A 22,509-nucleotide genomic window follows, 5' to 3' on the forward strand; every position below is an offset into this window, starting at 1 on the left:
CGAAGAAGCAACTCCCGGGAGACGCACGGCCCATGAGCACCACCAGCACCAGCCCCGTCTCCCCCTCGGACGGTGGCGACCTGCCCTTCAAGCTGGTCGCCACCGACCTCGACGGCACGCTGCTGAGCAGCTCCGAGACCGTCACCGCGCGCACCCGCGCCGCGCTGGCCACCGCCACCGCGGCCGGGGCGCTGCACATCATCGTCACCGGCCGTTCGGCCACCTGGGCCCGCCCGGTCTTCGACGAGATCGGCTACCGGGGCATAGCGGTCTGCGGCCAGGGCGCCCAGGTCTACGACGCCGGCGCGCACAAGCTGCTCACCTCGCTCACCCTGGACCGCCGGGTGGCCGCGCTCGCGATCGAGAAGATCGAGGCCGAGGTCGGCCCGCTGGCGATCGCCGCCAACCAGGACGGCCTGGAGGGCGACGTCCTGGCCGGCCCCGGCTACCGGCTGCAGATCGGCTCCGAGCTGCCGGTCGTCGAGGTCCCGCCGTCCGAGCTGCTCGCCTCCCCCATCAGCAAGCTGTACATACAGCACCGCGAACTCGGCGACGACGCCCTCGCCGAGGCCGCCCGCAACGCGGCCGGCGACCTGGTCGGCGTGGTGATGGCCGGCGCCGGTGTGGTCGAGCTCCTGCCGCTCGGCCTCTCCAAGGCCACCGGGCTGGCCGTCGCCGCCCGCCGGCTAGGGGTGACGGCGGCCGACACCATCGCCTTCGGCGACATGCCCAACGACGTGCCGATGTTCGGCTGGGCCCGGCACGGTGTCGCGATGGCCAACGCGCACCAGGAGCTGCTCGCGGTGGCCGACGAGGTCACCCTGAGCAATGACGAGGACGGCGTCGCCGCCGTTCTGGAGCGCCTCTTCCCGGCTCTCTGAGCTCCGGCGCCCCGCGGCACCGGCCGACCCGGCCGCCACCCGCCCCGACCTCCCCGCGACCCCGGTGCCCCGCACCGGGGTCGCGGTCGTCCCGCCGCTCGCCGGGGTGAACCCGCCCGCGTCACCAGGTGGTTCAGCCGTTGGAGTGACCGTACGACGGCCCGGTCCGGCGAACGCGCGGGTCGGCGGGGGTGCGGCCCGGTTCGGCCGGGTCAGGCGGCCGGGCGGCGGCGGAAGAGTTTGTATGCTCCCAGGGTTGCCCGCTTCGATCGCCGGGAGGTGCGCGCCATGTCGGTCCCGTGGGACGGGAGCCCGCCGGATCCGGCGGGGCGGAGGCGCGCCGACGGCGGCGTCCGGACCGACGGCGGCGTCCGGACCGAGCGGCCCGAGGACGGCCCCGGCCGGCTCCCGGCGCCCCGCCCCGGCGGCCGGGCCGAGGCCCGGAGGATCGCCCAGAACCGCGCCGCCACGGTCCGCCCGGGCCGGACCGGTACCGGCGAGGGCGGCCGGGCGGCCACCCGGGCCGGACGCCGCGACACCCCCGGGGAACCCCGCGCCGATGGCCGGGCCGGGAGCGGCGGGGGCGGTCGGCGGACCTCGGCCCGGAGCCCCGAACGGGACGGCCGGAACGGCGCCCGACGGCTGATCGCCTGGTCCGTGGCCGGGGTGCTGGTGGTCCTGGCCGGCGCCGGCGGCGCGGTGTACTACAAGCTGAACGGCAATCTCCGGTCCTTCGACGCGGATGCCATCGCCCCCGACCGTCCGCCCGAATCGGCCCCCGACTCGCACGGCCACCGGCCCGTCAACCTGCTGCTGATCGGCTCCGACTCACGCGCCGGGAAGAACAGCGACCTGGGCGGCGGCGACGAGGCCGGCGCCCGCTCGGACACCACGATCCTGCTGCACGTGTACGCGGACCACCGGCACGCGGTCGGCATCTCCATCCCCCGCGACGCCCTGGTGACCGTGCCCCGGTGCAAGCTGCCGAACGGCAAGTGGACCCGGGAGCAGCCCGGACAGATGTTCAATTCGGCTTTCTCGGTGGGCAATTCCGAGACCGGGAACCCGGCCTGCACGCTGAACACGGTGGAGCGGCTCACCGGCATCCGGGTGGACCACACCATCGAGGTCAACTTCGAGGGCTTCGCCGCGATGACCGCCGCCGTCGGCGGGGTCGACGTCTGCCTGCCGAACGACATCCACGAGGGGAACATCAACCCCAACCTCGGCCGGAAGGGCAAGGTGGTGCTCGCCAAGGGCCGCCAGCGGGTCTCCGGCCAGCAGGCCCTGGACTACGTCCGGCTGCGGCACGGCATCGGCGACGACTCCGACGTCGGCCGGATGAAGCGTCAGCAGGCTTTCCTGGCATCCCTGCTGGCGAAGATCAAGAGCAAGGGCCTGAGCCCCGGCACCCTGCTGCCGCTGGCCGACGCCGCGACCCGTTCGATGACCGTCGACCCCGGCCTCGACTCGGCCGCCAAGCTGGTGGATTTCGCGCTGACGCTGAAGGGCATCGACCTGCACGAGGTCAAGTTCCTGACCACGCCCTGGCGTTACTCCGGCGCCCGGATCGATCTGGTGCACCCGGCGGTCGACAGCCTGTGGCGGACCCTCCAGGCCGACCGGACCATCGACGGCCAGGACGCCACCGGCCACCAGGAGGACCCGGGCACCCCGGCCGCCGACCCGACGCCGACCGCCACGCCCGTGCCCGCGCCGGGTGCCGAGTCCGCTCCGGCGGTCGGGGCCGACGGCGCGCCGATCCGGGTCACCGTCCACAACACCGGCAACGCCTCCGGTCTCACCGCCCGGGCCGCCGAGACCCTCCGGGCGGCCCAGGTCACCGTCGCCGGGACGTCCACCACCCGCGGCACCGCGCGGGCGACCACCACCGTCGAGTACGGCAGCGGACAGCGGGCCGCCGCCGAGAAGGTCGCCGCGCTGTTCCCGGGCGCCGCGGTGACCCCGGGGCAGGGGGCCGGGATCAGTCTGCGGCTGGGCCGGGACTACGCGGCCGGTGTCGGCGCGAGCGGCTCCCCGTCCCCGGCCGCCACCGGCCCGGCCGGCGCTCCGGCCCCGCTGCCCACCGAGGTGGTCAGCGAGGCCAGATCGGGTGACGACGACATCTGCAGCAACGTCTCCTACGGCTGACCCCGGGCCGGGGCCGCGACCGCCCGGCCCAGGGGCACGGCCTCAGAGCGCGGCGCGGATCCAGCCGTCCACCAGCGCCGTGAGGTCCTCGTCCGCCTGGCCGTGGCCGACCACATGGGTGCGGATCACGTCCCCGCCGCCGCCGAACAGGCCGCCCCGGCGGTCCGCCTCCAGCACCACCTCGACCTTGTCGGGGGTGGTCACGAAGCTGATCTCCAGCGAGTTGCAGGAGTGCGCGTACTGCGGCGCCGAGGAGTACTCGATCTCCTGGTAGAAGGGCAGGGTCTGCCCGGTGCCGCGGATGTGCCCGGCCTCCAGGTCCGCCGCGCGGAACCGGAAGCCCAGCTGGAGCAGGGTCTCCAGGATCCGGTGCTGCACCGGCAACGGCTCGACCTCCAGCGGGTCGGAGTCGCCCTTGTCGAGCGCGCCGGCGATGTCGACCTCGGTGCGCACTCCGAGCTGCATGCCGTGCAGGCGCTGCCCGGCGACGCTGGTGACCGGGGTCTCCCACGGCACCTGGACGGCGAACGGGATCGAGCGGTTCTCCCCCGGTGCCAGCTTCAGCGGCGCGGTGACCGAGAACCGCGCGAACGGGTACAGGCCGGTGCTCTCGCCGTCCTCGTGCTCGATCTCCACCCGGGCGACCAGGGTCAGCGTGATCCCCCGGATGTCCGCCTCCACCGTCCCCCCGGTGAGCTCGACCGTGCCCGCCATCGTCCCGCCGGGCCGCACGACCGGCGTGCTGAGGACGGTGTCGACACCGGGACCGCCGACGCCCAGGGCACCGAGCAGCTTCTTGAACACCATGCGGACGCTCTCCTCGCATCAGGGGGTGTGGACCGGGCCCGTCCGTCCGGATCCTTCCGGAACGGTCCGGAGCGCCGGTCGTCCGGAGGAACGCCAGGCCGCCGCGGACGGTTCCCGAGCCGTTCATCCCCAGTTGTAGGATGACCGGGCAAGCAGTTGTAGGATGACCGACGACCGAGTCCGACGTACCGAGCCCCGACGTACCGGGAGGAGCCCGCCATGAGCAGCGCGCACAGCGGCAACGACACGCTGCAGACCGCCGGCCGGCGCTCCCTGGTGGACACCGCGATCGACCAGCTGCGGGAGCAGCTGAGCGGCGGTGTCTGGCCGGTCGGCTCGCGGATTCCGACCGAGCACGAGCTCGCCGAGCGCCTCGGCATCGGACGGAACACCGTCCGCGAGGCGATCCGGGTGCTGGTGCACGCGGGGATGCTGGTCTCCCGGCAGGGCGAGGGCACCTTCGTCCGCTCCACCAGCGACCCGGCCGCCGTCCTGCGCGGGGTCCAGCGCTCCGGTGTGCGGGACGTCCTGGAGGTCCGGGCCGCGCTGGAGGCCGAGGCCGCCCGGCTGGCGGCGCTGCGGCACACCCCCGAGGACATCGTCCGGATGCGGGCCGCCCTGGCCCGCGAGGCCGAGGTGATCGCCTCGCACCCCGAGCGGGCGGGCCGCGAGGCCACCGTCGAGCACGACCTGGAGTTCCACACCGCCATCGTCGAGGCCGCGCACAATCCGGCGCTGACCGAGGTGTACCGCTACTTCGGCGCCTCGGTGCGCGAGTCGATGCGGACGGCGTTCGGCGACCACGACATGCCCGAGGTGGTCGTGGCGACCCACGCCGCGCTGGTCGACGCGATCGAGAGCGGTGACCCGGACCGCGCCGAGCGGGCCTGTCGCGAGCTGCTCGCCGAACCCACCGCGGCCGTCGAGCAGCTCCTCGCCGCCATCGCCGCCCGGAAGTGAGCGGGCCGAGGCCCCCCTTCCGTTCCGTCCGTCTGCCCGGACGCACTCCGAATCCCACGAAAGAGCAGCACCACCCATGGCCGTCACCCGTGCCCAGCAGCCGGTTGTCACCACCACCGTCGCGCTCCCCGTCCGCTCCCGGCTCGCCCACCCGGCGCTGCTGCTGACCGGCATCGTGCTGGTCGCCCTGAACATGCGCGCCTGTCTGGCGGCGGTGTCGCCGATGGTGGGCGAGATCCAGCGCAGCTTCGGGCTCTCCGCCACCGCGAGCGGACTGATCACCACCGTGCCGGTGCTCTTCCAGGGCGTCGGCGCGCCGCTCACCCCCCGACTGACCCGGCGGTTCGGCACCGAGCGGGTGGTGCTCGGCGCGGTGCTGGTGCTCGGCGCCGGCGTACTGCTCCGGGTACTGCCCTCGGTGGCGGCGCTGTACGCCGGGTGCGTGGTGATCGGGGTCGCGATCGCCGTGCTGAACGTCTCGATGCCCGGCCTGGTCAAGCGCGAGTTCCCGGACCGGGCCGCCGCGATGACCGGCGTCTACTCGACCACCATGCTGGTCGGCGCGACCATGGCGGCCGGTCTGTCGGTGCCGCTGGAGCGCGCGCTCGGCGGGGGCTGGGAGGCGTCCCTCGGCGCCTGGTCGCTGCTCGCGCTGGTCGCGGCGGTGGCCTGGCTGCCGCAGGTGCTGCGGGCCCGGGCCGCCCGGCCCGGCGCGGGTGCCGGTGCCGGTGCCGGTGTCAGTGGCCCCGCCGGTGCCGGCCCGGCCGCCGCCGTCCGGCCGATCCAGGGGATCTGGCGCTCGCCGCTGGCCTGGCAGATCAGCCTGTTCATGGGCATCTCGTCGCTGCTGGTCTACACGCTGGTCGCGTGGATGCCGACCATCCTGGCCGACCAGGGGATGGACCGCGGCGAGGCCGGCCTGGTCTTCGCCTTCTCCAACCTGGTCCAGGTGGCCGGCGCCTTCCTGGTCCCGCTGTTCGCCGGGCGGATGACCAACCAGCGGGCGCTCGCCGTCTCGATGGCCCTGCTCAACGCGGTCGGCATCGCCGTCCTGCTGATCGCCCCGGTGCCCGGCGCCTGGGTCGCGGCCGTCATCCTCGGCGTCGCCCAGGGCGGTTCGCTCGGCCTCGGCCTCGCCTTCATCGTGCTGCGGACCGACAGCGCCGCCGGCGCCGCCCAGCTGGGCGGGATGTCGCAGGCGGTCGGTTATCTGGTCGCGGCCGCCGGACCGGTCGGGGCCGGGGCGCTGCGCCAGGCGACCGGCGGCTGGACCACGCCGCTGGCGCTGATGCTGGTCCTGGTCAGCGTGGTCGCCGTCGCGGGCTGGGGCGCCGGGCGCGACCGCACCCTCTGAAACCCCGCGCGCCCCGGCCCGTCCGCCCTCCGGGGCGGGCGGGCCGGGGCGCGTGCCGCTCCTCCGGGCCGGGGGGCCGGGGCGCGTCCTACTCCTCCGAGGCCAGGGTGAGCCCGGCCAGCTTCACCGAGGCGAGCACCGTCGCCGCCACCGCGACCACCAGCAGCAGCGTGACGGCCGCGCCGAGCGAGACCACCGCGGTGATCGACCCCTCGGCGGCCACCGACTCGGCCACCGCCATCCCCCACTGCTGGATGCTCAGCTTGCGGGCGCCCTCGACGAAGTTGCCGATCACGGCCTCCCACACCAGCGCGTACGCCAGCCCGGCCACCACCGCGTGCCGGGTCACCACGCCGAGCAGCAGGAACAGCGCGCTGTACGCGGCGCCGGAGACCAGCGCGGCGACCGTGTAGGCGAGCGCCAGGCCCTCCTTGGTGCCGTACATCAGCAGCCCGGACAGCAGCATCGGCACCGCCGAGAAGGCCCAGGTGATGCCGATCGCCACCGTGAGCTTGGTGGTGATGATCTTCCAGCGCGGCAGCGGCTTGGCGAGCAGGTAGACGATCGAGCCGTCGTCGATCTCGGTGGCGATGGCGCCGGTGCCGACGACCAGGCCGAGGATCGGCAGCAGGGTCCCCAGACCGAGCTTGCCGAGGATGTCGACGACCAGGTCGTGGTGGTTCCCGCTGGACGCGGCGGCGATCGCCGAGACGAGCAGCAGCAGGACGGGGACCACCAGCAGCAGCAGGCCGCGGCGGCGGCCGAGCAGGCCGCGCAGCGTCAGCCTGGCGACGGTCGGGTTCATGGTGGGTCGGCCTTCCTGGGGTTCCTGGTCCTGGTGAGCGGTGCGGGTGCGGGGTGCCGGTCGGTGGCCCCGGGAGGGGCCGGTACCCGGACTACGCGGAGACGAGGTAGGAGAACACGCTCTCCAGCGACTCGTCCGCCGGTGCCACGGTGTACAGCCGGATCCCGGCCCGCTGGGCGACCTGCGGCAGCAGGGTGGTGAAGCCCTGGAAGTTCACCGCCTGGATCCGCAGCGCCTTCTCCTGCCAGTCCAGCTCGATACCGGCCGTCGACGGGTCCGCGATCAGCGCCGCCGCGAGCTTCCGGTCGTCGCTGGAGCGGACCAGGTAGCGGTGCGGGCGGTCGGTCATGAGCCGGCGGATCCTGCGGAAGTCGCCGGAGGCCGCGTGCCGGCCGGCCACCACCACCTCGATGTGCCGGGCCAGCTGCTCCACCTCCTCCAGGATGTGCGAGGAGAACAGCACCGTCCGGCCGTCCGAGCCGAACCGCCGCAGCAGGTCCATCAGCTGGAGCCGCTGGCGCGGGTCCATGCCGTTGAACGGCTCGTCGAGCAGCAGCACCTCCGGGTCGTGGACCAGCGCCGAGGCCATCTTGACCCGCTGCTTCATGCCCTTGGAGTAGGTGCCGGTGCGGCGCTCCTGGGCGTACTCCATCTCCACCAGGGCGATCGCCTTGCGGGCGGCGGCGCCCGGGTGGGGCAGGCCGTGCAGCTCGGCGTTGGCGAGGACGAACTCCCAGCCGGTCAGGTAGTCGTACATCGACTCCCGCTCGGGGACCAGGCCGATCTGCCGGTACACCTCCTGGTTGCGCCAGATCGGCGCGCCGTCCAGGGTGACCGTGCCGGTGGACGGAGCCAGGAAGCCGCTCATCATGTGAATGAGGGTCGACTTGCCGGCGCCGTTCGGACCGAGCAGGCCCGTGATGCCCGGGCCGATCGTCATGCTGACGTCGTTGACGGCGACCACGTTCCCGAACCAGCGGGAGACCTTGTCGATGGTGATGGTGGCCATGACGCCCTCTCAAACGTTCCGATAGCGGCGCAGCAGCAGCCGGTACGAGCCGGCCACCATCGCCACGGCGACCAGGGTGAACACCAGCAGCCCGAGCCCGCCCGGCGCGTGCATCCGCTCCGTGCCGGAGCCGAGGTCGAACAGCTCGTTGGTCAGGCTCTCCACCAGACCGCTCGGCGACAGCAGCACGGCCCACTGCGCGGAGTCCGGCACCGGCTCGCCGAAGCCGACCGTGGTACTGGCCAGCCCGACCACGACCCCGACCACCGCGGTGCTCACCGCCAGGTAGCCCATGATCGCGGCCACCCCGAAGCCACGCCGCGGCGTGGTGGCGGCGATCACCACCGCGACCGAGGTCGGCACCAGCGCGTACAGCACCGCCGCCGTCAGACCGTAGAAGAGGTGCGCGGTCTGGTCCCCGAACTTCAGCCCGACCAGCAGCGAGCCGATGTAGAGCACCAGCAGCGGCGCCAGCATCAGCAGCAGCTGGGCGCAGGCCATCGCCCCGAACTTGGCCCGGACGTAGTCGGTGCGGGTGATCGGCCGGGAGAAGTACAGCGGCACGGTGTGGTGGCGCAGGTCCCGGGAGAACAGCACCGGCGCCTGCGAGGCCAGGAAGATCGAGATCACCAGCCCGATCGCGCTCAGGTACTCGGCGTAGTCCACCGGCAGCTTGTCGACCCCGGTGACCACGGCGACCGCGACGATGACCAGGGCCGGCACGGTGGCCACGCCCAGCACCAGCATCGGCAGCACCTTGGACTTGCCGGACCGCCCGAGGCCGTACGCGGAGCGCAGGCTCTGGGTGAACAGCGAGCGCGCGGCGTAGCCGCGGCCGAGCCGGGGCCCGGTGTAGCCGCGGTAGCCGATGTCGTGGATGACGCCGGTGTCGGCCGGCCGGAGCTCAGGAGGAAGCGACATCTGCGGTACTCCCCTCGTTCTCCGTCGTGCGGGTGCTCGCGGTGCTCGCCGCGCCGTCCGTGCCCTGCGCGCCGTCGGCGGTGTCCGCGCTGTTCCGCGCGCCGCCCTCCGCGCCGTCGGCGCTCCCGGTGAACAGCTCCGCGACCCGGTGCCGCCGCTGCTCCAGCCGGACCAGGCCCAGCCCGAGCCCCGCGACCGCGTCCCGGATGGCGTCGTAGGTCTCGTCGCCCGCCAGCCGCACCAGCAGGATCCGGGTCCCCTCCGTCTCCACCGACAGGCCCGCCGCCACCAGCCGCGCGCGCACCGCGGCGCTCGCGTCCAGACCGTGGTCCTCCGGGTGGTCCGTCACCTCGACCGCCAGGGTGGCCGTCGCGCCGGTGAAGGAGGCGGTCGACGAGGAGCGCAGCAGCTTGCCGCCGTCGATGACGACCAGGTGGTCGCAGGTCCGCTCCAGCTCGCCCAGCAGGTGGGTGGTGACCAGCACCGAGATGCCGAAGTCGCTGTACACGCGGCGGATCAGCGCCAGCATGTCGTCCCGGCCGACCGGGTCCAGACCGTTGGTCGGCTCGTCGAGCAGCACCAGCTTCGGGTCGTGCACCAGCGCCTGCGCCAGCTTCACCCGCTGCTTCATACCGGTCGAGTAGCCGCCCATCGGGCGGTACCGCTCCTCGTACAGGCCGACGTGCCGCAGCGTGTCCGCCGTCCGCTCCCTGGCGGCGGCGGCCGGCAGCCCGGCCATCCGCGCCATGTGGACCACGAACTCCGTGGCCGAGACGTCCGGCGGCAGGCAGTCGTGCTCCGGCATGTAGCCGACCTGCTCGCGGATCTCCGATCCCTGGGTGGCGATGTCCAGCCCGAGCACCCGCCCGGTCCCGGAGGACGCCGGGGACAGCCCGAGCAGGATCTTGATGAGTGTGGACTTGCCCGCGCCGTTCGCTCCCACCAGGCCGACCACCCCGGGCTCGACCTCTACGGTCAGCTGATCGAGGGCAGTCACCCGGGGGAACCTCTTGGTGAGGCCGTCCGTCTTGATGACAGTGGGCACGGGCTCACGGTAGTGGGCGCGCGGCTCCGTGACCATGAGCTGCGATGACGAGCCCGCATGCTGCTCCGGTATGACGCCGCCCCGCCCGTCCCCTAAGGGATCACCGCCCGGGCGACGCCACTCGGCCCGCCCGGGCGACGTCCGTCAGCCCAGCTGGGCGAGGCCCTCGGTGGCGATCCGCTCGAAGACGTCGAGGTCGTTGGCGAAGATCGAGTCCGGCACCGGCCAGTGGACCGCCAGCTCGGTGATGCCCAGCTCCCGGTACGTCCCGGCCCAGTCCACGAAGGCGTCCAGCGACTGGAGCGGCTTCTCCGCCGTCGACCCCTGGAGCAGCACCTTCTCCAGCTCGGCGACGTCCCGGCCCCTCTCCTCGCAGGCCGCCGTCAGCTTCGCGATCTGCTGCGCGACCACCCCGGGCGCCTGCTCCACCGGCACGTCCGCCGGGCCCTTCGCGTCGCCGTACGTCACCCAGCCCTGCCCGTGCTCCGCCGCCAGCCGCAGCCCCCGCGGCCCGGTCGCGGCCACGTAGAACGGCACCCGCGGCGTCTGGACGCACCCGGGGATGTTCCGTGCCTCCACCGCCGAGTAGTACGTGCCCTCGCGGGTCGTCGCGTCGTTGGTCAGCAGCTCGTCCAGCAGCGGCACGAACTCCCCGAACCGGTCGGCCCGCTCCTTCGGCGACCACGCCTCCTGGCCCATGGCCGTCGCGTCGTACCCCGCCCCACCGGCCCCGATGCCCAGCGTCAGCCGCCCGCCCGACACGTCGTCGAGAGTGATCAGGTCCTTCGCCAGCGTCACCGGATGCCGGAAGTTCGGCGAGGTCACCAGCGTCCCCAGCCGGATCCGCTCGGTCGCGGAGGCCGCCGCGGTCAGCGTCGGCAGCGAGCCGAACCACGGCTCGTCGCGGAACGACCGCCAGGACAGGTGGTCATAGGTGTACGCGGTGTGGAAGCCGAGGTCCTCGGCCCGCCGCCAGACCTTCTGCCCCTCGCTCCACCGGTGGATGGGAAGGATCACGGTGCTCAGTCGCATGACTTCGACCCTACGACAGCCGTCGGAGGCCGGCGCTCTCCGACGTGACGGCCGTCGTCGCCGCCACGGGTTCAGCGCAGCAGCCAGCTCAGCAGCGTCGTCACCGCGAACACCGTGCCCGACGCCAGCCACACCGCGCGCGGGGTCGGCCACCCGGGGCGATCCCGGGGCCGGAGCTGCGGGGCCGGAGCCAGCAGCGCGTCCGCGAAGGCCCGGGCGGTCGGCGGCCGGTCCGCCGGCTCGACGGACATCGCGGCCCGCAGCACCACGGCGACGTTCGGCGGGAGCTCCGCTCCGGCCGGGAGCACCGGCAGCGTCGAGACGCTCTGCCGGTCGGTCATCAGGGCCGTGGCGCGCCCGCCCGGGCCGAACGGCTTCTGCCCGGTCAGCAGCTCGTAGGCCACGACGGCCAGCGCGTACACGTCGGCCCTGCCGTCGAACCCGCCGGTCTGGAACGCCTGTTCCGGCGCCATGTAGGCGGGCGTGCCCGTGGTCACCGTGAGCCCGGACGCGTCGGCCAGCTGCTTGGCGCTGCCCAGGTCCGCCACCAGCACCGCGGCGGGCTCGACGTCGGCGTCGAGCAGCAGGTTGGACGGTTTGACGTCGCGGTGCACCACGCCCGCCTCGTGCAGGACCTGGACCGCGTGGCCCGCCTCCGCGGCCAGCCGCAGCGCCTCCTGCGGGTCGCACCGCCCGACCTGGTCCGCCAGGGTGCCGCCGCGCACGTGGTCCATGACGAAGTAGGGCCGGTCCTCCTGCACCCCGACGTCGTGCACCCGGACCACCCGCGGGCTCGCGATCCGGCGCAGCAGCCTCGCCTCCGCCAGGAACCGCTCGCGCACATCCGCGTTGGCGGCCCAGTTCTCGGCCAGCACCTTCACCGCGACCTCGGTGTCGAGCTCCGGGTCGTAGGCCATCCAGACCGTCGCGAAGGAGCCGGCTCCGAGCCGCTCCAGGAGGAGGTAACGGCCGAGCTTGCGCATGTGGCAGCATTCTGCCGGAGTCGGGGGGAGCACGGAACTCCTCTTCGACGGACGGGATACCGGCGGGACGAACGGGGGGATCCGGGTGTTCGAGGAAGGCGAGCTGGAACGGCTCGTGGCGGCGGCCCAGGCGGGGGAACCGGGGTCGATGGAGTACCTGCTGGCCAGACTGCGGCCGGTGGTGCTGCGCCGCTGCTCGCGTTTCCTTCCCCACCACGCCGACGCGGAGGAGGCCGCGCAGGACGCGCTGCTCTCCATCAGCCGGCATCTGGACGCCTACCGGGGCCGCGGCTCCTTCCTGGGCTGGGTGACGGTGATCGCCTCGAACGCCGCCCGGTCCACCTACCGCTCGATGCGCCGACGCGCCGAGGACAGCCACGCCGATCTCCCCGAGTCCGTCGACCCGCGCACCACCAGCGTCATCGCCGGGACCAGGCTGGACCTGATGGAGGCGCTGGCCGCGCTGGAGCGGCAGCACCCCGCCCTGGTGGAGTCCTTCGTGCTGCGCGACCTCGGCGACCTGACCTACTCCCAGGTGGCGGCGGAACTGGACGCCCCCTTGGGCACGGTCAAGGACCGGATCCAACGGGCCCGCCTCTTCATGCGCGAGCGCCTGGCCACCGGTCTGTGAACGACGGTCCCGCGGCGGGCGGCGGCCGCGCCGTCGTCCGGACCTGGTCCGCCGTCGCCGCCCTGCTGGCCGCGCTCGCGCTCGGGGTGGCGACCGGCCGGTTCGTGCTGCCGGCCCCTCCCCGCGCCGACGCGCACCCGCGGGCCGGGTCCGTCCCGACACCCGGGCCCCCGGCCCCGGCCTCCGGCTCCGCCTCACCGACCGGTACCGCGAGTGCTGCCGGCACCGCCAGTACCGGCACCGCTGTCGGTGCGACCGGGCCGCTGACGACGGCGAACCTGCTGGGACCGGCGGCCTTCGGCCCGTACCTCGACACCGGGCGGATCCGCGTCACCGACCGCTACGGCGACGGGGCCTACGCCAACGCGGCCTGCTCCGGCGAGAAGACCCTCGCCCAGACCCTGGGCGGGCCCGGTGCCCACTTCCGCGGGCTGGTGACCGGCACCCGCACCACCCCGGACGACCCCACCCAGGCCGCCGACAACGCGGACCAGGTCGCCCGCGAGGTCGCCGCCGAGGCATCCAGCCCTTCCCGCGCGCAGAACCTCGCCGAGCGCCTGCTGCTGGAGGAGGCGTCCTGCCAGGAGGCGGCGCCGGGGCACTGGGTCTACGGAAGGACCATGACGGTGCGGCTCGGCCCGGCCGTCAGCGCGAGCTGGATGGGCACCTACCGGGGAGACCTCAACACCACCGGTACGGCACCCGAGGGCAAGGAGCCCTGCGGCGGCATCGCCGTGCTGCGCAGCGGCACCCACTACGCGGTGCTGGAGGTCGATGCCTGCCTGGGCACGGCCGCGATGGACCGCGTCGTCAGGACCGCTCTGTCACAGCTGTGAAACAGCCGCTCGGGGCCCCGACTTTCCCTTCCCGGACGGCATCTCCCCGGTTGTACGAGGACGCAGCAGGCGTCCCGACCACCAGGGGGACCAGATGACCGAGAACCGGGCCGTCCAGCCGAAGTCCGTTCGCCGCAACCGGGTCGTCGCCGCGGCCTGCTTCGCCGCCGCGCTGATCACGGCCGGCGTCGTCGGCACCCAGTCGGCCACCGCCGAGGCCCCGCGCGGCGTCGCGGACCGCACCGCCGTCGCCGCCACCCCGGCCGCGGCCGCCGTCGCCGCCGCCCAGCCGGCCGCGGCCGCCGTCCCCGCGACCGGCCTCGGCTCCGCCGGCCTCGTCCAGAGCGAGGACGCCGTCCGGCAGGGCCTGCGTCCGGTCGCCGCCACCATCGCGCTGACCGGACGCCAGGCACTGTCCGCCTGCTCCGGCGAGCAGACGATGCGCGACCTGACCAAGGGCGGAGCCACCGCGTACGCGTCCGCGGCCTGGACCCTCGACGCCGACGGCCTGCTGAACGAGGCGGCCGCGAGCGCCCCCACCGGGGCCGCGGCCGCCGCCTGGGAGCAGCGGCTCGTCGCGCTCGTCGAGGACTGCCAGGACGAGCCGGCCGGCCACTGGCGCTACGGCAAGGCCCACACCCTGACCACCGCCGGCGGCACCGCCCGCTGGTACCCGGCCTACAGCGGCGACGGCACCGCCGGCGGCGGGGTCGCCGTCCTGCGCAGCGGCACCCGGGTCGCCGTCGTCGAGCTCACCGGCGCCGCGACCTCGGTCGAGGGCATCACCACCGCGGCCCTGAAGCGCCTCGGCTCCTGAACCGCGGCCCGCTCCGCCCGCGCCGGCGGGCGGAGCCGCCTTCCTCCGCCATCCGGGACAGGCTCGCGCATACTGGCGGTATGCTCGTCTCATGGCAGCCACCACACGGATCACCGTCACCCTGCCCACCGAGCAGGTCGTCGAGCTGAAGAAGCTCACGGACAACGTCTCCGGCTACGTGGCCGAGGCAGTGGCACGGCAGATCAGACACCAACTGCTCGGTGAGGAACTCCGCCAGTACGAGGAGGAGCACGGCGCCTTCACGGAGGAGGAACTCGCTTCCGCCCACGCGAGGATCCTCGGTCCGTCCGAACCCGGCAGCGGAGCGGCCGCCGCGTGAGTGGGCGCATCGAGACCGTCGTCCTGGACTCCGAGGGGATGTCCGCCTGGATCTCGCGGGATCGTGGCGTCCTCGCGCTGATCAAGGCGTTCCACGCGATGGCGGCCGGTCTGGTGATCGGCGCCAACACCATCGTGGAGATCTCGCACGCCAAGGCGAACACCGCCCGGCTGAACTGGGTCCTCTCCCAGGTCCGGATCGAGCCGGTGACCGAGCATTCCGCCAGAGCCTCGGCAGCACTGCTCAAGCAGGCCGGTCTGCACGGCCACAAGTACGCCATCGACGCCACTGTCGCCGAGATGGCGCTCCGCCAACCGGGGCCGGTAGCAATGCTCACCTCGGACGTCGACGACATGGCCCGGCTCTGCGACGCGCGGGTCCGGCTCATCGCCGTCTGAGCCGGACCCGGCCGAACGCGGCGACGCCGACCGCACCGCCTCCCGGCCCCGGCCTCAGGGGTGCGGCCGTTGGGCGGGGAGGCGCAGGGGGTGGGCGGGGGTGGTGCGGCGGGCGAGCTCGGCGAGGGTGTCGAAGAGGATGTCGCCGATCAGCACCGGCTCGCGGGAGGGCGGCGGGGCGTCCTCGGGGGCGGTCGGGGGGCTCTCGTCTCGGACCTGGCGAGTTGGCATGGCTCTTCCTGCCGACGGGGTGGCCGTGGGAAGTCCTGCCCGGTCGGGGGCGGTGGGACACCCCGGGGGCGGGGTGATCGGCCGGAAACCGTTGCGGCCGGGGCCGAAACGTGCCGGAAGGGAGCGGGCCGGCGCCGGTCCCGGAGCCGGGCCACCCGCCCCGGTGACCTCCCGGCGGTGGTGGGCGAAGATGGAGCGGTGACCACACCGCGCACCGCTCCCCCGATCCGGCTGATCGCCACCGACCTGGACGGCACCCTGCTCTGCTCCGGCGGCACCGTCACCGGGCGCACCGCCGCCGCGCTGGCCGCCGCCGAGGCGGCCGGGATCCAGGTGGTGTTCGTGACCGGGCGCCCGCCGCGCTGGATGCAGCAGGTGAGCGCGCACATCGGCGGCCACGGGGTGGCGATCTGCTCGAACGGCGGCGCCGTGGTGGATGTGCACCGCGGCGAGCTGCTGGAGTCGTTCCCGCTCGGGGAGGCGGAGTCGCTCGCCGTGATCGCACGGCTGCGGGCCAAGCTGCCCGGGGTCGCGTTCGCCTTCGAGTACCCGGACGGGTTCGCCCGCGAGCCCGGCTACGAGGTCCGGATGTGGGGCTCGGACGAGAACCACCCGGTCGGTCCGGCGGAGGAGCTGCTCGGCGCCGACGGTCCGGTGCGCGGGCTGTTCAAGGTGCTCGCCAAGCATCCGGACCTGGACCCGGACAAGCTGCTCGGCGAGGCCAGGGAGGCCGCCGGGGACCTCGCCGAGATCACCCGCTCGGCGCCGATCCCGCTGCTGGAGATCAGCGCGCCCGGCGTCACCAAGGCCAGCACGCTGGCCCGTTGGTGTGCCGGGCTGGGGATCGGGCGGAGCGAGGTGGTGGCCTTCGGCGACATGCCGAACGACCTGGAGATGCTGGCCTGGGCGGGGACGGCGTACGCCGTCGCCAACGCCCACCCGCAGGTGCTGGCGGCGGTGGCGCGGCACACCGTGAGCAACGAGCAGGACGGCGTCGCCGCGGTGCTGGAGGAGATCCTCCGGCACCGCGGCGAGTAGGCGCGAGCGGGCGGGCACCCGGGTCCGGTTGCCCGGGTCCGGTTACCCGAAGCGGCCGTTGACGTAGTCCGAGGTCCGCTGGTCGCGCGGCTGGTGGAAGACCTGCTCGGTCGGCCCGGCCTCGACGATCCGGCCCGGGGTGTCGTGGGTGGCCAGGAAGAACGCGCAGGACTGCGAGACGCGCTGGGCCTGCTGCATGTTGTGGGTGACGATCACGATGGTGAGCTGCCCGCGCAGCTCCGCGATGGTCTCCTCGACCCGGCGGGTCGAGGTCGGGTCGAGGGCCGAGCAGGGCTCGTCCATCAGCAGGATGTCCGGCGAGACGGCCAGCGACCGCGCGATGCACAGGCGCTGCTGCTGCCCGCCGGAGAGCGAGCCGCCCGGGGCCTCCAGCCGGGCGGCCACCTCGTCCCAGAGGCCGGCCTGGCGCAGGCTGGTCTCCACCAGGTGCTCGCGCTCGTCCCGGCCGACCTTGATGCCGGCGAGCTTGAGCCCGCTGGAGACGTTGTCCTTGATCGACATCGCCGGGAACGGGTTGGGCCGCTGGAACACCATGCCGATCCGGCGGCGCACCTCGGCCGGGCGGCGGCCGGGGCGGTAGACGTCGTCGCCGTCCAGCAGGACCTCGCCCGAGAGGGCGGCGCCGCGGACCATCTCGTGCATCCGGTTGAGGATCCGCAGGTAGGTGGACTTGCCGCAGCCGGACGGCCCGATCAGGGCCGTCACCTCGCCGGCCGGCATGGCGAGCGAGACCCGCTCCAGCACCTTGCGGGCGCCGAACCAGGCGGAGACCTCACGGGTCTCCAGCCCGGCCAGCACGGGCTGCTCGGCGTAGCCCTGGTAGTGCGCGTCCTGCGGGTAGAGCAGCTGCCCGTCGTCGCCGGCGGGTCCGGCGCCCGCCGGGACGACCGGCAGGGTCATCGTGGCCTCGTCGGCCCCCGGGACGTGGTTGGGCGGTATGTCGGTCATCGGTGCGTCGGTCATCGGTACGGTCCTCCGGGCGCGCGTCAGTAGAGATTGGGCAGCAGGGCGGCGGCGTTCTCGTAGACCGCCCAGAGCAGCGCGCCGACGACCGGCGCGAGGCTGAGGTAGGCGGCCGAGCGGTGCCAGTACCGGGCCAGCACGACGACGGCGACCACCGCGCCGAGCAGTCCCAGCGACCACAGCTGCAGCGCGGCCAGCGCGCCCTTGTCGGCGGCCAGCGCCTTGTCGTACGGCACGGCGGCGGGACGCCCGCCCGGGTTGACCACCGGGTCGCCGTCCAGCCGGGCCCCGATCATCACCGTGGACTCCGGGATCCAGTCGGAGTCGCTGGTGACCAGCACCAGCCGGTTGCGGACCGGGTCGACGATCGGGTGGTCCTCGCTGCCGTACACGTTGACGGTGTAGGTGAACCTGCCCTGGCCGGTGGTGGCCTCGATCCGGTCACCGACCCGCAGCTTGTTGAGCTCGCCGAAGGGCGCCCCGAAGGTCGCCCCCCGGCCGAACAGCACCGCCACCCCGGTCTGCCCGGGCAGCGCGGTGTCCCGGCGGTGGCCGGGCCCCCGCATGAGGTCCCGGCCGGTGGTGCCCTCCACCACGACCACCTGGTGCAGCCCGATCGCCGGGATGTCCAGCAGTGCGACGGGGGAGCCGTCGGCGGCCTTGCCGGTCGGGGCGACCGCCTTGGCGAGCTGGTCCCGGAAGGACTTGTAGGCGGTGGACTGGAAGTGCTTCTGCTGGACGTGGGACAGGGTGAACAGGTAGCCGACGAACCCCATGGTGAGCGCCGCGAGCAGGCTCACCGCCCAGGCCGCCTGGAGGAACCTGACCCGCTTGGCCGTCCGGCCGGAGCCACCGCCCCCGGCCGGAGCGGTCTCCGGCGCCGGGGCGGCGGGCGGTGCCGCCTCCGCCGGGGACGGCGCGGTGCGCGCCGTCCCGGCGGGCTTCTCCAGGGCGGGCGCCGTCATGACCGGCCGCCCGTCTGCGACCGGCGGCGCAGCAGCCGGCGGCCGAGCAGCGGCGGGACGATGACGACGGCGAGCAGTTCCAGCGCGGTGAGCGTGCTCAGGGTCCAGTCCTCCGGACGGCCCGCGACCTCGACCACGTCGGCGGCCACCTCGGTGGCGGTGCCGCTGCCCCGGCCGCGCGCGACGACCTGGCCGGTCTGCGGGTCCACGACCTGCTCCGCGGTCGGGTCGTCGCCGTCGACGACCGCGTTCGGGTCGCCGGCGGCCGCGGCGTTGGGGTCGGCCGCCGCGCCTCCGGTGCCGGCGTCACCGCCGGTGCCGCCCGTGGTTCCGGCGCCGCCGGTCGCGGAGCCGGTGGAGCCGGTGGAGCCGGTCCCGGTGGCACCCGGGGTCTTGGTGGTGGTGGCCTTGCCGGTGCCGCCGGTGGTGGCCGCGCCGCCGGTGGCCGCGCCGCCCGAGCCCGAAGCGGAACCGCCGGTGGCCGCGCCACCGGTCGCGCCGCCGGTGGCCGCGCCGCCGGAGCCCGAAGCGGAACCGCCGGTGGCCGCGCCACCGGAGGTGGCGGAGCCGCCCGAGGTGGTCCCGCCGGTGACCGGCTTGCCGTTCTCCACCTTGCAGTCCAGCGGGGCGCCCTTGGCGTCGCAGGGGCTGGGCTGCGGGGCGTTCTTGAGAACGGTCAGCTCCTCGCCGGTGAAGGTCGGGTTGGGGCAGTTGGCGAGCGTGTTGGGGTCGACCGTGCTGGCGTTGCCCGGGATGTGCTGGGTCTGCAGGATGCCGCCGCGGACCAGGTTGCGGGGGATCGGCGAGTACCCCAGCTCGTCGGCCTTGCCCTGACCGGCGCAGAGCACGTACGAGATGAAACGGCTGAGCGCGTTGCCCTTGGGGTCGTCGAAGCGCGGCGGCGGCGGGAGCGCGGCGTCCTTGCGCGGGACGATCAGGTAGCTGTAGCTGGAGACCGGGTAGGACCGCGGGTCGCTGTTGACGTAGACGCCGTCGAGGTTCTGCTGCAGGAAGTTCGGGTCGCTCGCCGGGGTGCTGTCGTCGACGCCGCGGATCTTGGCGGCGGTCAGGGCGACGGCGACGTTGGAGGCGGTGGGCAGGGTGAAGTAGCCGGCCGGGTTGAGGACCTTGACGACCGGCCAGTCGCTGCCCTTGGCGAAGGCGTACTCGTCGTAGCCGATGGTGCCCGCACCGGCGGAGCCCATGATGTAGTTGGCGACGACGTCGGAGCCGTTCAGCGCCTTCGTCTGGGACGTCCTCGGGAAGAACTCCGTGTAGTCGCCGCAGGTGACGCTGTTGATGCTCCGGCAGTACTCCTCCCAGTCGGCCTGGAAGGTGTGCTGCATCCACCGGGTGAACTGGGCGGTGGCGCCCGAACCGTCCGAGCGGACGATCGGGATCATCGGGATCGAGGGCAGGGCCTTGCCGTAGTCGGCGGCGATCCTCGGGTCGTTCCAGTTGGTGATCTTGCGGGTGAAGATGTCGACGATGGTCTTGGGCGAGAGCCGCAGGTCGCGGACCTGCTTGCCGGCGACGGTCAGGTTGTACATGAACGCGGTGCCGCCCGCGGTGATCGGGACGTAGGAGTACCCGTACACCGGGTTCTCGACGTTGCCCGAACCGTTCTCGTGACCGCCCTGGCCGACGCCGGTGTCCTGCTGGGTCCGGAAGGGCACGTCGGAGGCGGTGAAGTCGTTCTGGCCGATCGCCCACTGGCTGCGGCCGGCGGCCGAGCCGGACGGACTGAAGTTGATCTTGATGCCCAACGGGTTGACGTCATTGCGCCACTGGTCGATGGCCGGACCGGCCCAGCTCGACCCGTCGGCGTTCAGCGTGGTGGCCGCGAACGCCGGGACGGCCTGTCCCAGCAGCAGTGCCGCCGCGGTCAGGCACAGGGTGAGCAGCATGGCGGCGGTACGTGCCACGGGTCGGCGAACAGCCTCCCACGACATGGGAACTCCTCTGGTTCGGTGGGTGGTTGTTACGGACATCAGCTCGCTCCTGCCGCGGCGGTTCCGGAGGTTCGGTGCGCTCCCGCCACGGCGGGTCCGGCGGCCGCGGCCGTCCGGCGCTCGTGGGAGGACCGCTCGGCGGCCCGGGCTCCCCGTTCGATCCGCCGGCGCTGGCGGCGGGTCAGCTGACCGGGACGGCGGCCGCCGAGCACACGCGCGGTGACGAAGAGGATCAGCACCATGAGCATCAGTGCCAGGGCCGCCGCGAAGGCGCGCGCGACCATGTCGGGGTACGGCTGCTTGACGTAGTTCCAGATGAAGAGCGGCAGCGACACCTGACGGTCGCTGAACGGGTTGGTGTTGAGCTGGGTGGTGAAGCCCGCGGTCAGCAGCACCGGCGAGGTCTCGCCGACACCCCGCGCCATGCCGAGCACCACCGCCGTCACCAGACCGGGCCGGGCGGTCGGCAGCACGACGTTCCACACGGTGCGCCACTGGCTGGCGCCGAGGGCGAAGGAGGCTTCCCGCAGCGTGCCCGGCACCAGCCGGATCACCACCTCGGCGGCCCGGGTGACGATCGGCATCATCATTACCGTCAGGGCCAGCGAGGCGGCGAAACCGCTCTTCTCGAAGCCCAGGGTGATGATCACGACACCGAGGACGAAGAGGCCGGCCACGATCGACGGCAGCGCCGTCATCGCCTCCACCAGGGTCCGCACCGGGCGGGCCAGCCGGCCCCCGACCTCGGACATGAAGACGGCCGCCGAGATGCCCAGCGGCACCGCGAACAGGGTGGCCAGGCCGAGCTGTTCGAGCGAACCGAGGATCGCGTGCAGCGCGCCGCCCGAGGTGATCGGCGAGAGCGCGGAGGTCGTCTCCATCGACTCGGTGAAGAAGTTGAGGTGCTGGGCCGCCTCGTAGCCGCGCATCGCGACGTAGCCGATCTGGTCGGCGATCAGCGCCACCACCGCCAGGCCCGCGCTCCAGGCGACCACCGACACCAGCCGCTCGCGCACCAGCATCGGACCCCACTGGAGCCGGCCGAGCAGGCCGTAGCCGACGATGAACAGCAGGTACCAGCAGAGCAGGAAGCCGAACGCTCCGCTGAACGGCATGACGCGCTCGTAGAGGATCCAGTCCAGCGCCAGCGAACCGGTCAGGGCGCCGAGGATCGTCAGCACGTCCTCACGGGTCACCCCGCCGATCCTGATCCGGCGCTCGGTCGGCGGCGCGGCCTCCCGCGGGGCCGGGGCCGGAGCGGTTTCGGCCGGCAGATCGAGTGTGGTCATCGGGTCGTCCCTTCACAACGGGGCGGCAACGGGCGGGGGCGGGGGATTCGGTTCACGGGTCAGTCCGCCGTGGCCGCGCCGGAGCGGGACCGGTTGATCACGAGCCCGGCCGCCATGTTGACCAGCAGGGTGAGCCCGAACAGCACCAGACCCGCCGCCATCAGCGCCGAGAGCGAGAGCGGGTCCGACTCGCCGAAGCGCAGGGCGATCAGCGCGGAGATCGAGTTGGCACCGCTCTCCAGGACGTGGCTGATCCGCTCGAAGTTGGGCGAGATGATCAGCGCGACGGCGATGGTCTCGCCCATCGCGCGCCCGAAGCCGAGCATCACGGCGCCGATCACACCGCCGCGGCCGAACGGCAGCACCACGGTCCGCACCATGCCCCAGCGGGTCGAGCCGAGCGCGTAGGCGCCCTCCCGCTCGCCCTGCGGCGCCTGGGAGAACACCTCCCGGCTGAGCGAGGTGACGATCGGGATGATCATCAGCGAGACGACGACGCCGGCGATGAAGGTCGACGAGGTGTAGGAGCTGGCGATGTCACCGGTGCGCACCTTGAGGAAGGGGATCGCGCCACCGAGGTGGTCGGACATCCAGCGGACGAAGCCGATGATCCGCGGCTGGAGGAAGAACAGACCCCAGAGGCCGTAGACGATGCTGGGGATCGCGGCCATCAGGTCGACCAGCGAGATCAGGGTCGCCCGGAGCCGGACCGGGACGTACTCGGAGATGAACACGGCCGAGGTCAGTGCCACCGGGACCGCGATCAGCAGGGCGATGACGGCGATCAGCAGGCCGTTCGGCAGCACCGCGGCGATACCGAAGATGTGCGCCTGGGGCAGCCACCTCTGCTCGGTGAAGAAGGAGAAGCCGACCGCGCGGAGCGCGTCGGCGCCGCGCAGGAGGAGGAAGAAGGCGATCAGGCCCATGATCGCGAAGACTGAGAGCCCCGACGCCCGCAGGAAACCGCGGAACACCCGGTCACCGGGCGTGGACGGGGCGGTGATGGTGCGAGGTGTGTCGTGGTCCGGCTGGCCTGGAGTCTCGGCGAACGGTGTCGCGGGCTCGGCGGCGGCTGTCATG

General features: G+C 73.5%; 23 protein-coding genes. 10 read left to right on the forward strand and 13 right to left on the reverse strand.

Going from position 1 to position 22,509, the window contains the following annotated elements; genetic code table 11:
* The first annotated feature begins 32 nt into the window (after positions 1-32).
* Both ACIQ9P_RS10260 and ACIQ9P_RS10265 read left to right on the forward strand, forming a co-directional pair.
* A complete protein-coding gene (locus ACIQ9P_RS10260) occupies positions 33-881 on the forward strand; it encodes an HAD family hydrolase (protein ID WP_402352805.1) in 849 nt (282 codons plus the stop codon).
* A gap of 288 nt (positions 882-1,169) precedes the next feature.
* Positions 1,170-3,032, forward strand: a complete 1,863-nt coding sequence (locus ACIQ9P_RS10265; RefSeq protein WP_402352808.1) for an LCP family protein — start codon at positions 1,170-1,172, stop codon at positions 3,030-3,032.
* A 42-nt stretch (positions 3,033-3,074) separates the two neighbouring features.
* On the opposite strand, the gene ACIQ9P_RS10270 is transcribed toward ACIQ9P_RS10265, so the two are convergent.
* On the reverse strand, positions 3,075-3,839 hold the full coding sequence (locus ACIQ9P_RS10270) for a sporulation protein (RefSeq protein ID WP_402352811.1): 765 nt from the start codon (positions 3,837-3,839) through the stop codon (positions 3,075-3,077).
* Between the two features lie 219 nt (positions 3,840-4,058).
* Between ACIQ9P_RS10270 and ACIQ9P_RS10275 the strand changes: the two genes are divergently transcribed.
* Both ACIQ9P_RS10275 and ACIQ9P_RS10280 read left to right on the forward strand, forming a co-directional pair.
* Positions 4,059-4,799, forward strand: a complete 741-nt coding sequence (locus ACIQ9P_RS10275) for a FadR/GntR family transcriptional regulator (protein WP_266270494.1) — start codon at positions 4,059-4,061, stop codon at positions 4,797-4,799.
* 76 nt (positions 4,800-4,875) lie between these two features.
* Positions 4,876-6,153: a CynX/NimT family MFS transporter gene (locus tag ACIQ9P_RS10280; protein WP_402352815.1), complete on the forward strand. Its 1,278-nt coding sequence runs from the start codon at positions 4,876-4,878 to the stop codon at positions 6,151-6,153.
* 88 nt (positions 6,154-6,241) lie between these two features.
* Here ACIQ9P_RS10280 and ACIQ9P_RS10285 read toward each other — a convergent pair whose 3' ends face one another.
* From ACIQ9P_RS10285 to ACIQ9P_RS10310, 6 genes are all read right to left on the reverse strand, one after another.
* A complete protein-coding gene (locus ACIQ9P_RS10285) occupies positions 6,242-6,958 on the reverse strand; it encodes an ABC transporter permease (RefSeq protein ID WP_402352818.1) in 717 nt (238 codons plus the stop codon).
* A gap of 91 nt (positions 6,959-7,049) precedes the next feature.
* Positions 7,050-7,967, reverse strand: a complete 918-nt coding sequence (locus ACIQ9P_RS10290; protein WP_402352821.1) for an ABC transporter ATP-binding protein — start codon at positions 7,965-7,967, stop codon at positions 7,050-7,052.
* A gap of 9 nt (positions 7,968-7,976) precedes the next feature.
* Complete coding sequence (locus tag ACIQ9P_RS10295) at positions 7,977-8,888, reverse strand: ABC-2 transporter permease (RefSeq protein WP_402352824.1); 912 nt, start codon at positions 8,886-8,888, stop codon at positions 7,977-7,979.
* The gene (locus tag ACIQ9P_RS10300) at positions 8,872-9,933 is read right to left on the reverse strand and encodes an ABC transporter ATP-binding protein (protein ID WP_402352827.1); all 1,062 of its coding nucleotides are present in this window, start codon (positions 9,931-9,933) and stop codon (positions 8,872-8,874) included. The genes ACIQ9P_RS10295 and ACIQ9P_RS10300 overlap by 17 nt, the downstream gene beginning before the upstream one ends.
* A 144-nt stretch (positions 9,934-10,077) precedes the next feature.
* The gene (locus ACIQ9P_RS10305) at positions 10,078-10,965 is read right to left on the reverse strand and encodes an LLM class flavin-dependent oxidoreductase (RefSeq protein WP_402352830.1); all 888 of its coding nucleotides are present in this window, start codon (positions 10,963-10,965) and stop codon (positions 10,078-10,080) included.
* A 71-nt stretch (positions 10,966-11,036) separates the two neighbouring features.
* Positions 11,037-11,948 carry a serine/threonine-protein kinase gene (locus ACIQ9P_RS10310; protein WP_402352833.1) on the reverse strand — a complete coding sequence of 304 codons (912 nt, stop codon included), beginning with the start codon at positions 11,946-11,948 and terminating at the stop codon, positions 11,037-11,039.
* A gap of 85 nt (positions 11,949-12,033) precedes the next feature.
* On the opposite strand from ACIQ9P_RS10310, the gene ACIQ9P_RS10315 reads away from it, so the two are divergent.
* The 5 genes from ACIQ9P_RS10315 (at position 12,034) to ACIQ9P_RS10335 (ending at position 14,970) form a co-directional block, all read left to right on the forward strand.
* Positions 12,034-12,579 (forward strand): RNA polymerase sigma factor, encoded by a 546-nt coding sequence (locus ACIQ9P_RS10315; protein WP_402352836.1) that lies wholly within the window; start codon positions 12,034-12,036, stop codon positions 12,577-12,579.
* Positions 12,576-13,415, forward strand: coding sequence for a hypothetical protein (locus ACIQ9P_RS10320; protein WP_402352839.1), 840 nt, complete (start codon positions 12,576-12,578; stop codon positions 13,413-13,415). The genes ACIQ9P_RS10315 and ACIQ9P_RS10320 overlap by 4 nt, the downstream gene beginning before the upstream one ends.
* Positions 13,416-13,509: 94 nt before the next feature.
* On the forward strand, positions 13,510-14,232 hold the full coding sequence (locus tag ACIQ9P_RS10325) for a hypothetical protein (RefSeq protein WP_402352841.1): 723 nt from the start codon (positions 13,510-13,512) through the stop codon (positions 14,230-14,232).
* Between the two features lie 91 nt (positions 14,233-14,323).
* Positions 14,324-14,572 carry a hypothetical protein gene (locus tag ACIQ9P_RS10330; protein WP_402352844.1) on the forward strand — a complete coding sequence of 83 codons (249 nt, stop codon included), beginning with the start codon at positions 14,324-14,326 and terminating at the stop codon, positions 14,570-14,572.
* On the forward strand, positions 14,569-14,970 hold the full coding sequence (locus ACIQ9P_RS10335; RefSeq protein WP_402352847.1) for a DNA-binding protein: 402 nt from the start codon (positions 14,569-14,571) through the stop codon (positions 14,968-14,970). Before ACIQ9P_RS10330 ends, ACIQ9P_RS10335 begins: the two co-directional genes overlap by 4 nt.
* 54 nt (positions 14,971-15,024) lie before the next feature.
* Here ACIQ9P_RS10335 and ACIQ9P_RS10340 read toward each other — a convergent pair whose 3' ends face one another.
* Entirely contained in the window at positions 15,025-15,201 is a 177-nt protein-coding gene (locus tag ACIQ9P_RS10340; protein WP_375918863.1) for a hypothetical protein, read from the reverse strand.
* A gap of 198 nt (positions 15,202-15,399) precedes the next feature.
* Between ACIQ9P_RS10340 and ACIQ9P_RS10345 the strand changes: the two genes are divergently transcribed.
* Entirely contained in the window at positions 15,400-16,239 is an 840-nt protein-coding gene (locus tag ACIQ9P_RS10345; protein ID WP_402352850.1) for an HAD-IIB family hydrolase, read from the forward strand.
* Positions 16,240-16,281: 42 nt separating this feature from the next.
* On the opposite strand, the gene ACIQ9P_RS10350 is transcribed toward ACIQ9P_RS10345, so the two are convergent.
* The 5 genes from ACIQ9P_RS10350 to pstC all read right to left on the reverse strand — a co-directional run bounded on the left by ACIQ9P_RS10350 (position 16,282) and on the right by pstC (position 22,508).
* Entirely contained in the window at positions 16,282-17,058 is a 777-nt protein-coding gene (locus ACIQ9P_RS10350; RefSeq protein ID WP_402353884.1) for a phosphate ABC transporter ATP-binding protein, read from the reverse strand.
* A gap of 188 nt (positions 17,059-17,246) precedes the next feature.
* On the reverse strand, positions 17,247-18,188 hold the full coding sequence (locus ACIQ9P_RS10355; protein WP_402352853.1) for a sortase: 942 nt from the start codon (positions 18,186-18,188) through the stop codon (positions 17,247-17,249).
* On the reverse strand, positions 18,185-20,113 hold the full coding sequence (locus tag ACIQ9P_RS10360; protein WP_402352856.1) for a substrate-binding domain-containing protein: 1,929 nt from the start codon (positions 20,111-20,113) through the stop codon (positions 18,185-18,187). The genes ACIQ9P_RS10355 and ACIQ9P_RS10360 overlap by 4 nt, the downstream gene beginning before the upstream one ends.
* A 65-nt stretch (positions 20,114-20,178) precedes the next feature.
* Positions 20,179-21,429 (reverse strand): phosphate ABC transporter permease PstA, encoded by a 1,251-nt coding sequence (gene pstA, locus ACIQ9P_RS10365; RefSeq protein ID WP_402352859.1) that lies wholly within the window; start codon positions 21,427-21,429, stop codon positions 20,179-20,181.
* Between the two features lie 59 nt (positions 21,430-21,488).
* Positions 21,489-22,508 carry a phosphate ABC transporter permease subunit PstC gene (gene pstC, locus ACIQ9P_RS10370; protein ID WP_402352862.1) on the reverse strand — a complete coding sequence of 340 codons (1,020 nt, stop codon included), beginning with the start codon at positions 22,506-22,508 and terminating at the stop codon, positions 21,489-21,491.
* Between the last annotated feature and the right edge of the window lies 1 nt (position 22,509).

Source organism: Kitasatospora sp. NPDC094019, assembly GCF_044764505.1.
Taxonomy (GTDB): domain Bacteria; phylum Actinomycetota; class Actinomycetes; order Streptomycetales; family Streptomycetaceae; genus Kitasatospora.

Coding starts and splice junctions, on each gene's coding strand:
- ACIQ9P_RS10260 (WP_402352805.1), top strand. CDS start 33: ATGAGCACCACCAGCACCAGCCCCGTCTCCCCCTCGGACGGTGGCGAC.
- ACIQ9P_RS10265 (WP_402352808.1), top strand. CDS start 1,170: ATGTCGGTCCCGTGGGACGGGAGCCCGCCGGATCCGGCGGGGCGGAGG.
- ACIQ9P_RS10270 (WP_402352811.1), bottom strand. CDS start 3,839: ATGGTGTTCAAGAAGCTGCTCGGTGCCCTGGGCGTCGGCGGTCCCGGT.
- ACIQ9P_RS10275 (WP_266270494.1), top strand. CDS start 4,059: ATGAGCAGCGCGCACAGCGGCAACGACACGCTGCAGACCGCCGGCCGG.
- ACIQ9P_RS10280 (WP_402352815.1), top strand. CDS start 4,876: ATGGCCGTCACCCGTGCCCAGCAGCCGGTTGTCACCACCACCGTCGCG.
- ACIQ9P_RS10285 (WP_402352818.1), bottom strand. CDS start 6,958: ATGAACCCGACCGTCGCCAGGCTGACGCTGCGCGGCCTGCTCGGCCGC.
- ACIQ9P_RS10290 (WP_402352821.1), bottom strand. CDS start 7,967: ATGGCCACCATCACCATCGACAAGGTCTCCCGCTGGTTCGGGAACGTG.
- ACIQ9P_RS10295 (WP_402352824.1), bottom strand. CDS start 8,888: ATGTCGCTTCCTCCTGAGCTCCGGCCGGCCGACACCGGCGTCATCCAC.
- ACIQ9P_RS10305 (WP_402352830.1), bottom strand. CDS start 10,965: ATGCGACTGAGCACCGTGATCCTTCCCATCCACCGGTGGAGCGAGGGG.
- ACIQ9P_RS10310 (WP_402352833.1), bottom strand. CDS start 11,948: ATGCGCAAGCTCGGCCGTTACCTCCTCCTGGAGCGGCTCGGAGCCGGC.
- ACIQ9P_RS10325 (WP_402352841.1), top strand. CDS start 13,510: ATGACCGAGAACCGGGCCGTCCAGCCGAAGTCCGTTCGCCGCAACCGG.
- ACIQ9P_RS10330 (WP_402352844.1), top strand. CDS start 14,324: ATGGCAGCCACCACACGGATCACCGTCACCCTGCCCACCGAGCAGGTC.
- ACIQ9P_RS10340 (WP_375918863.1), bottom strand. CDS start 15,201: ATGCCAACTCGCCAGGTCCGAGACGAGAGCCCCCCGACCGCCCCCGAG.
- ACIQ9P_RS10355 (WP_402352853.1), bottom strand. CDS start 18,188: ATGACGGCGCCCGCCCTGGAGAAGCCCGCCGGGACGGCGCGCACCGCG.
- pstA (WP_402352859.1), bottom strand. CDS start 21,429: ATGACCACACTCGATCTGCCGGCCGAAACCGCTCCGGCCCCGGCCCCG.
- pstC (WP_402352862.1), bottom strand. CDS start 22,508: ATGACAGCCGCCGCCGAGCCCGCGACACCGTTCGCCGAGACTCCAGGC.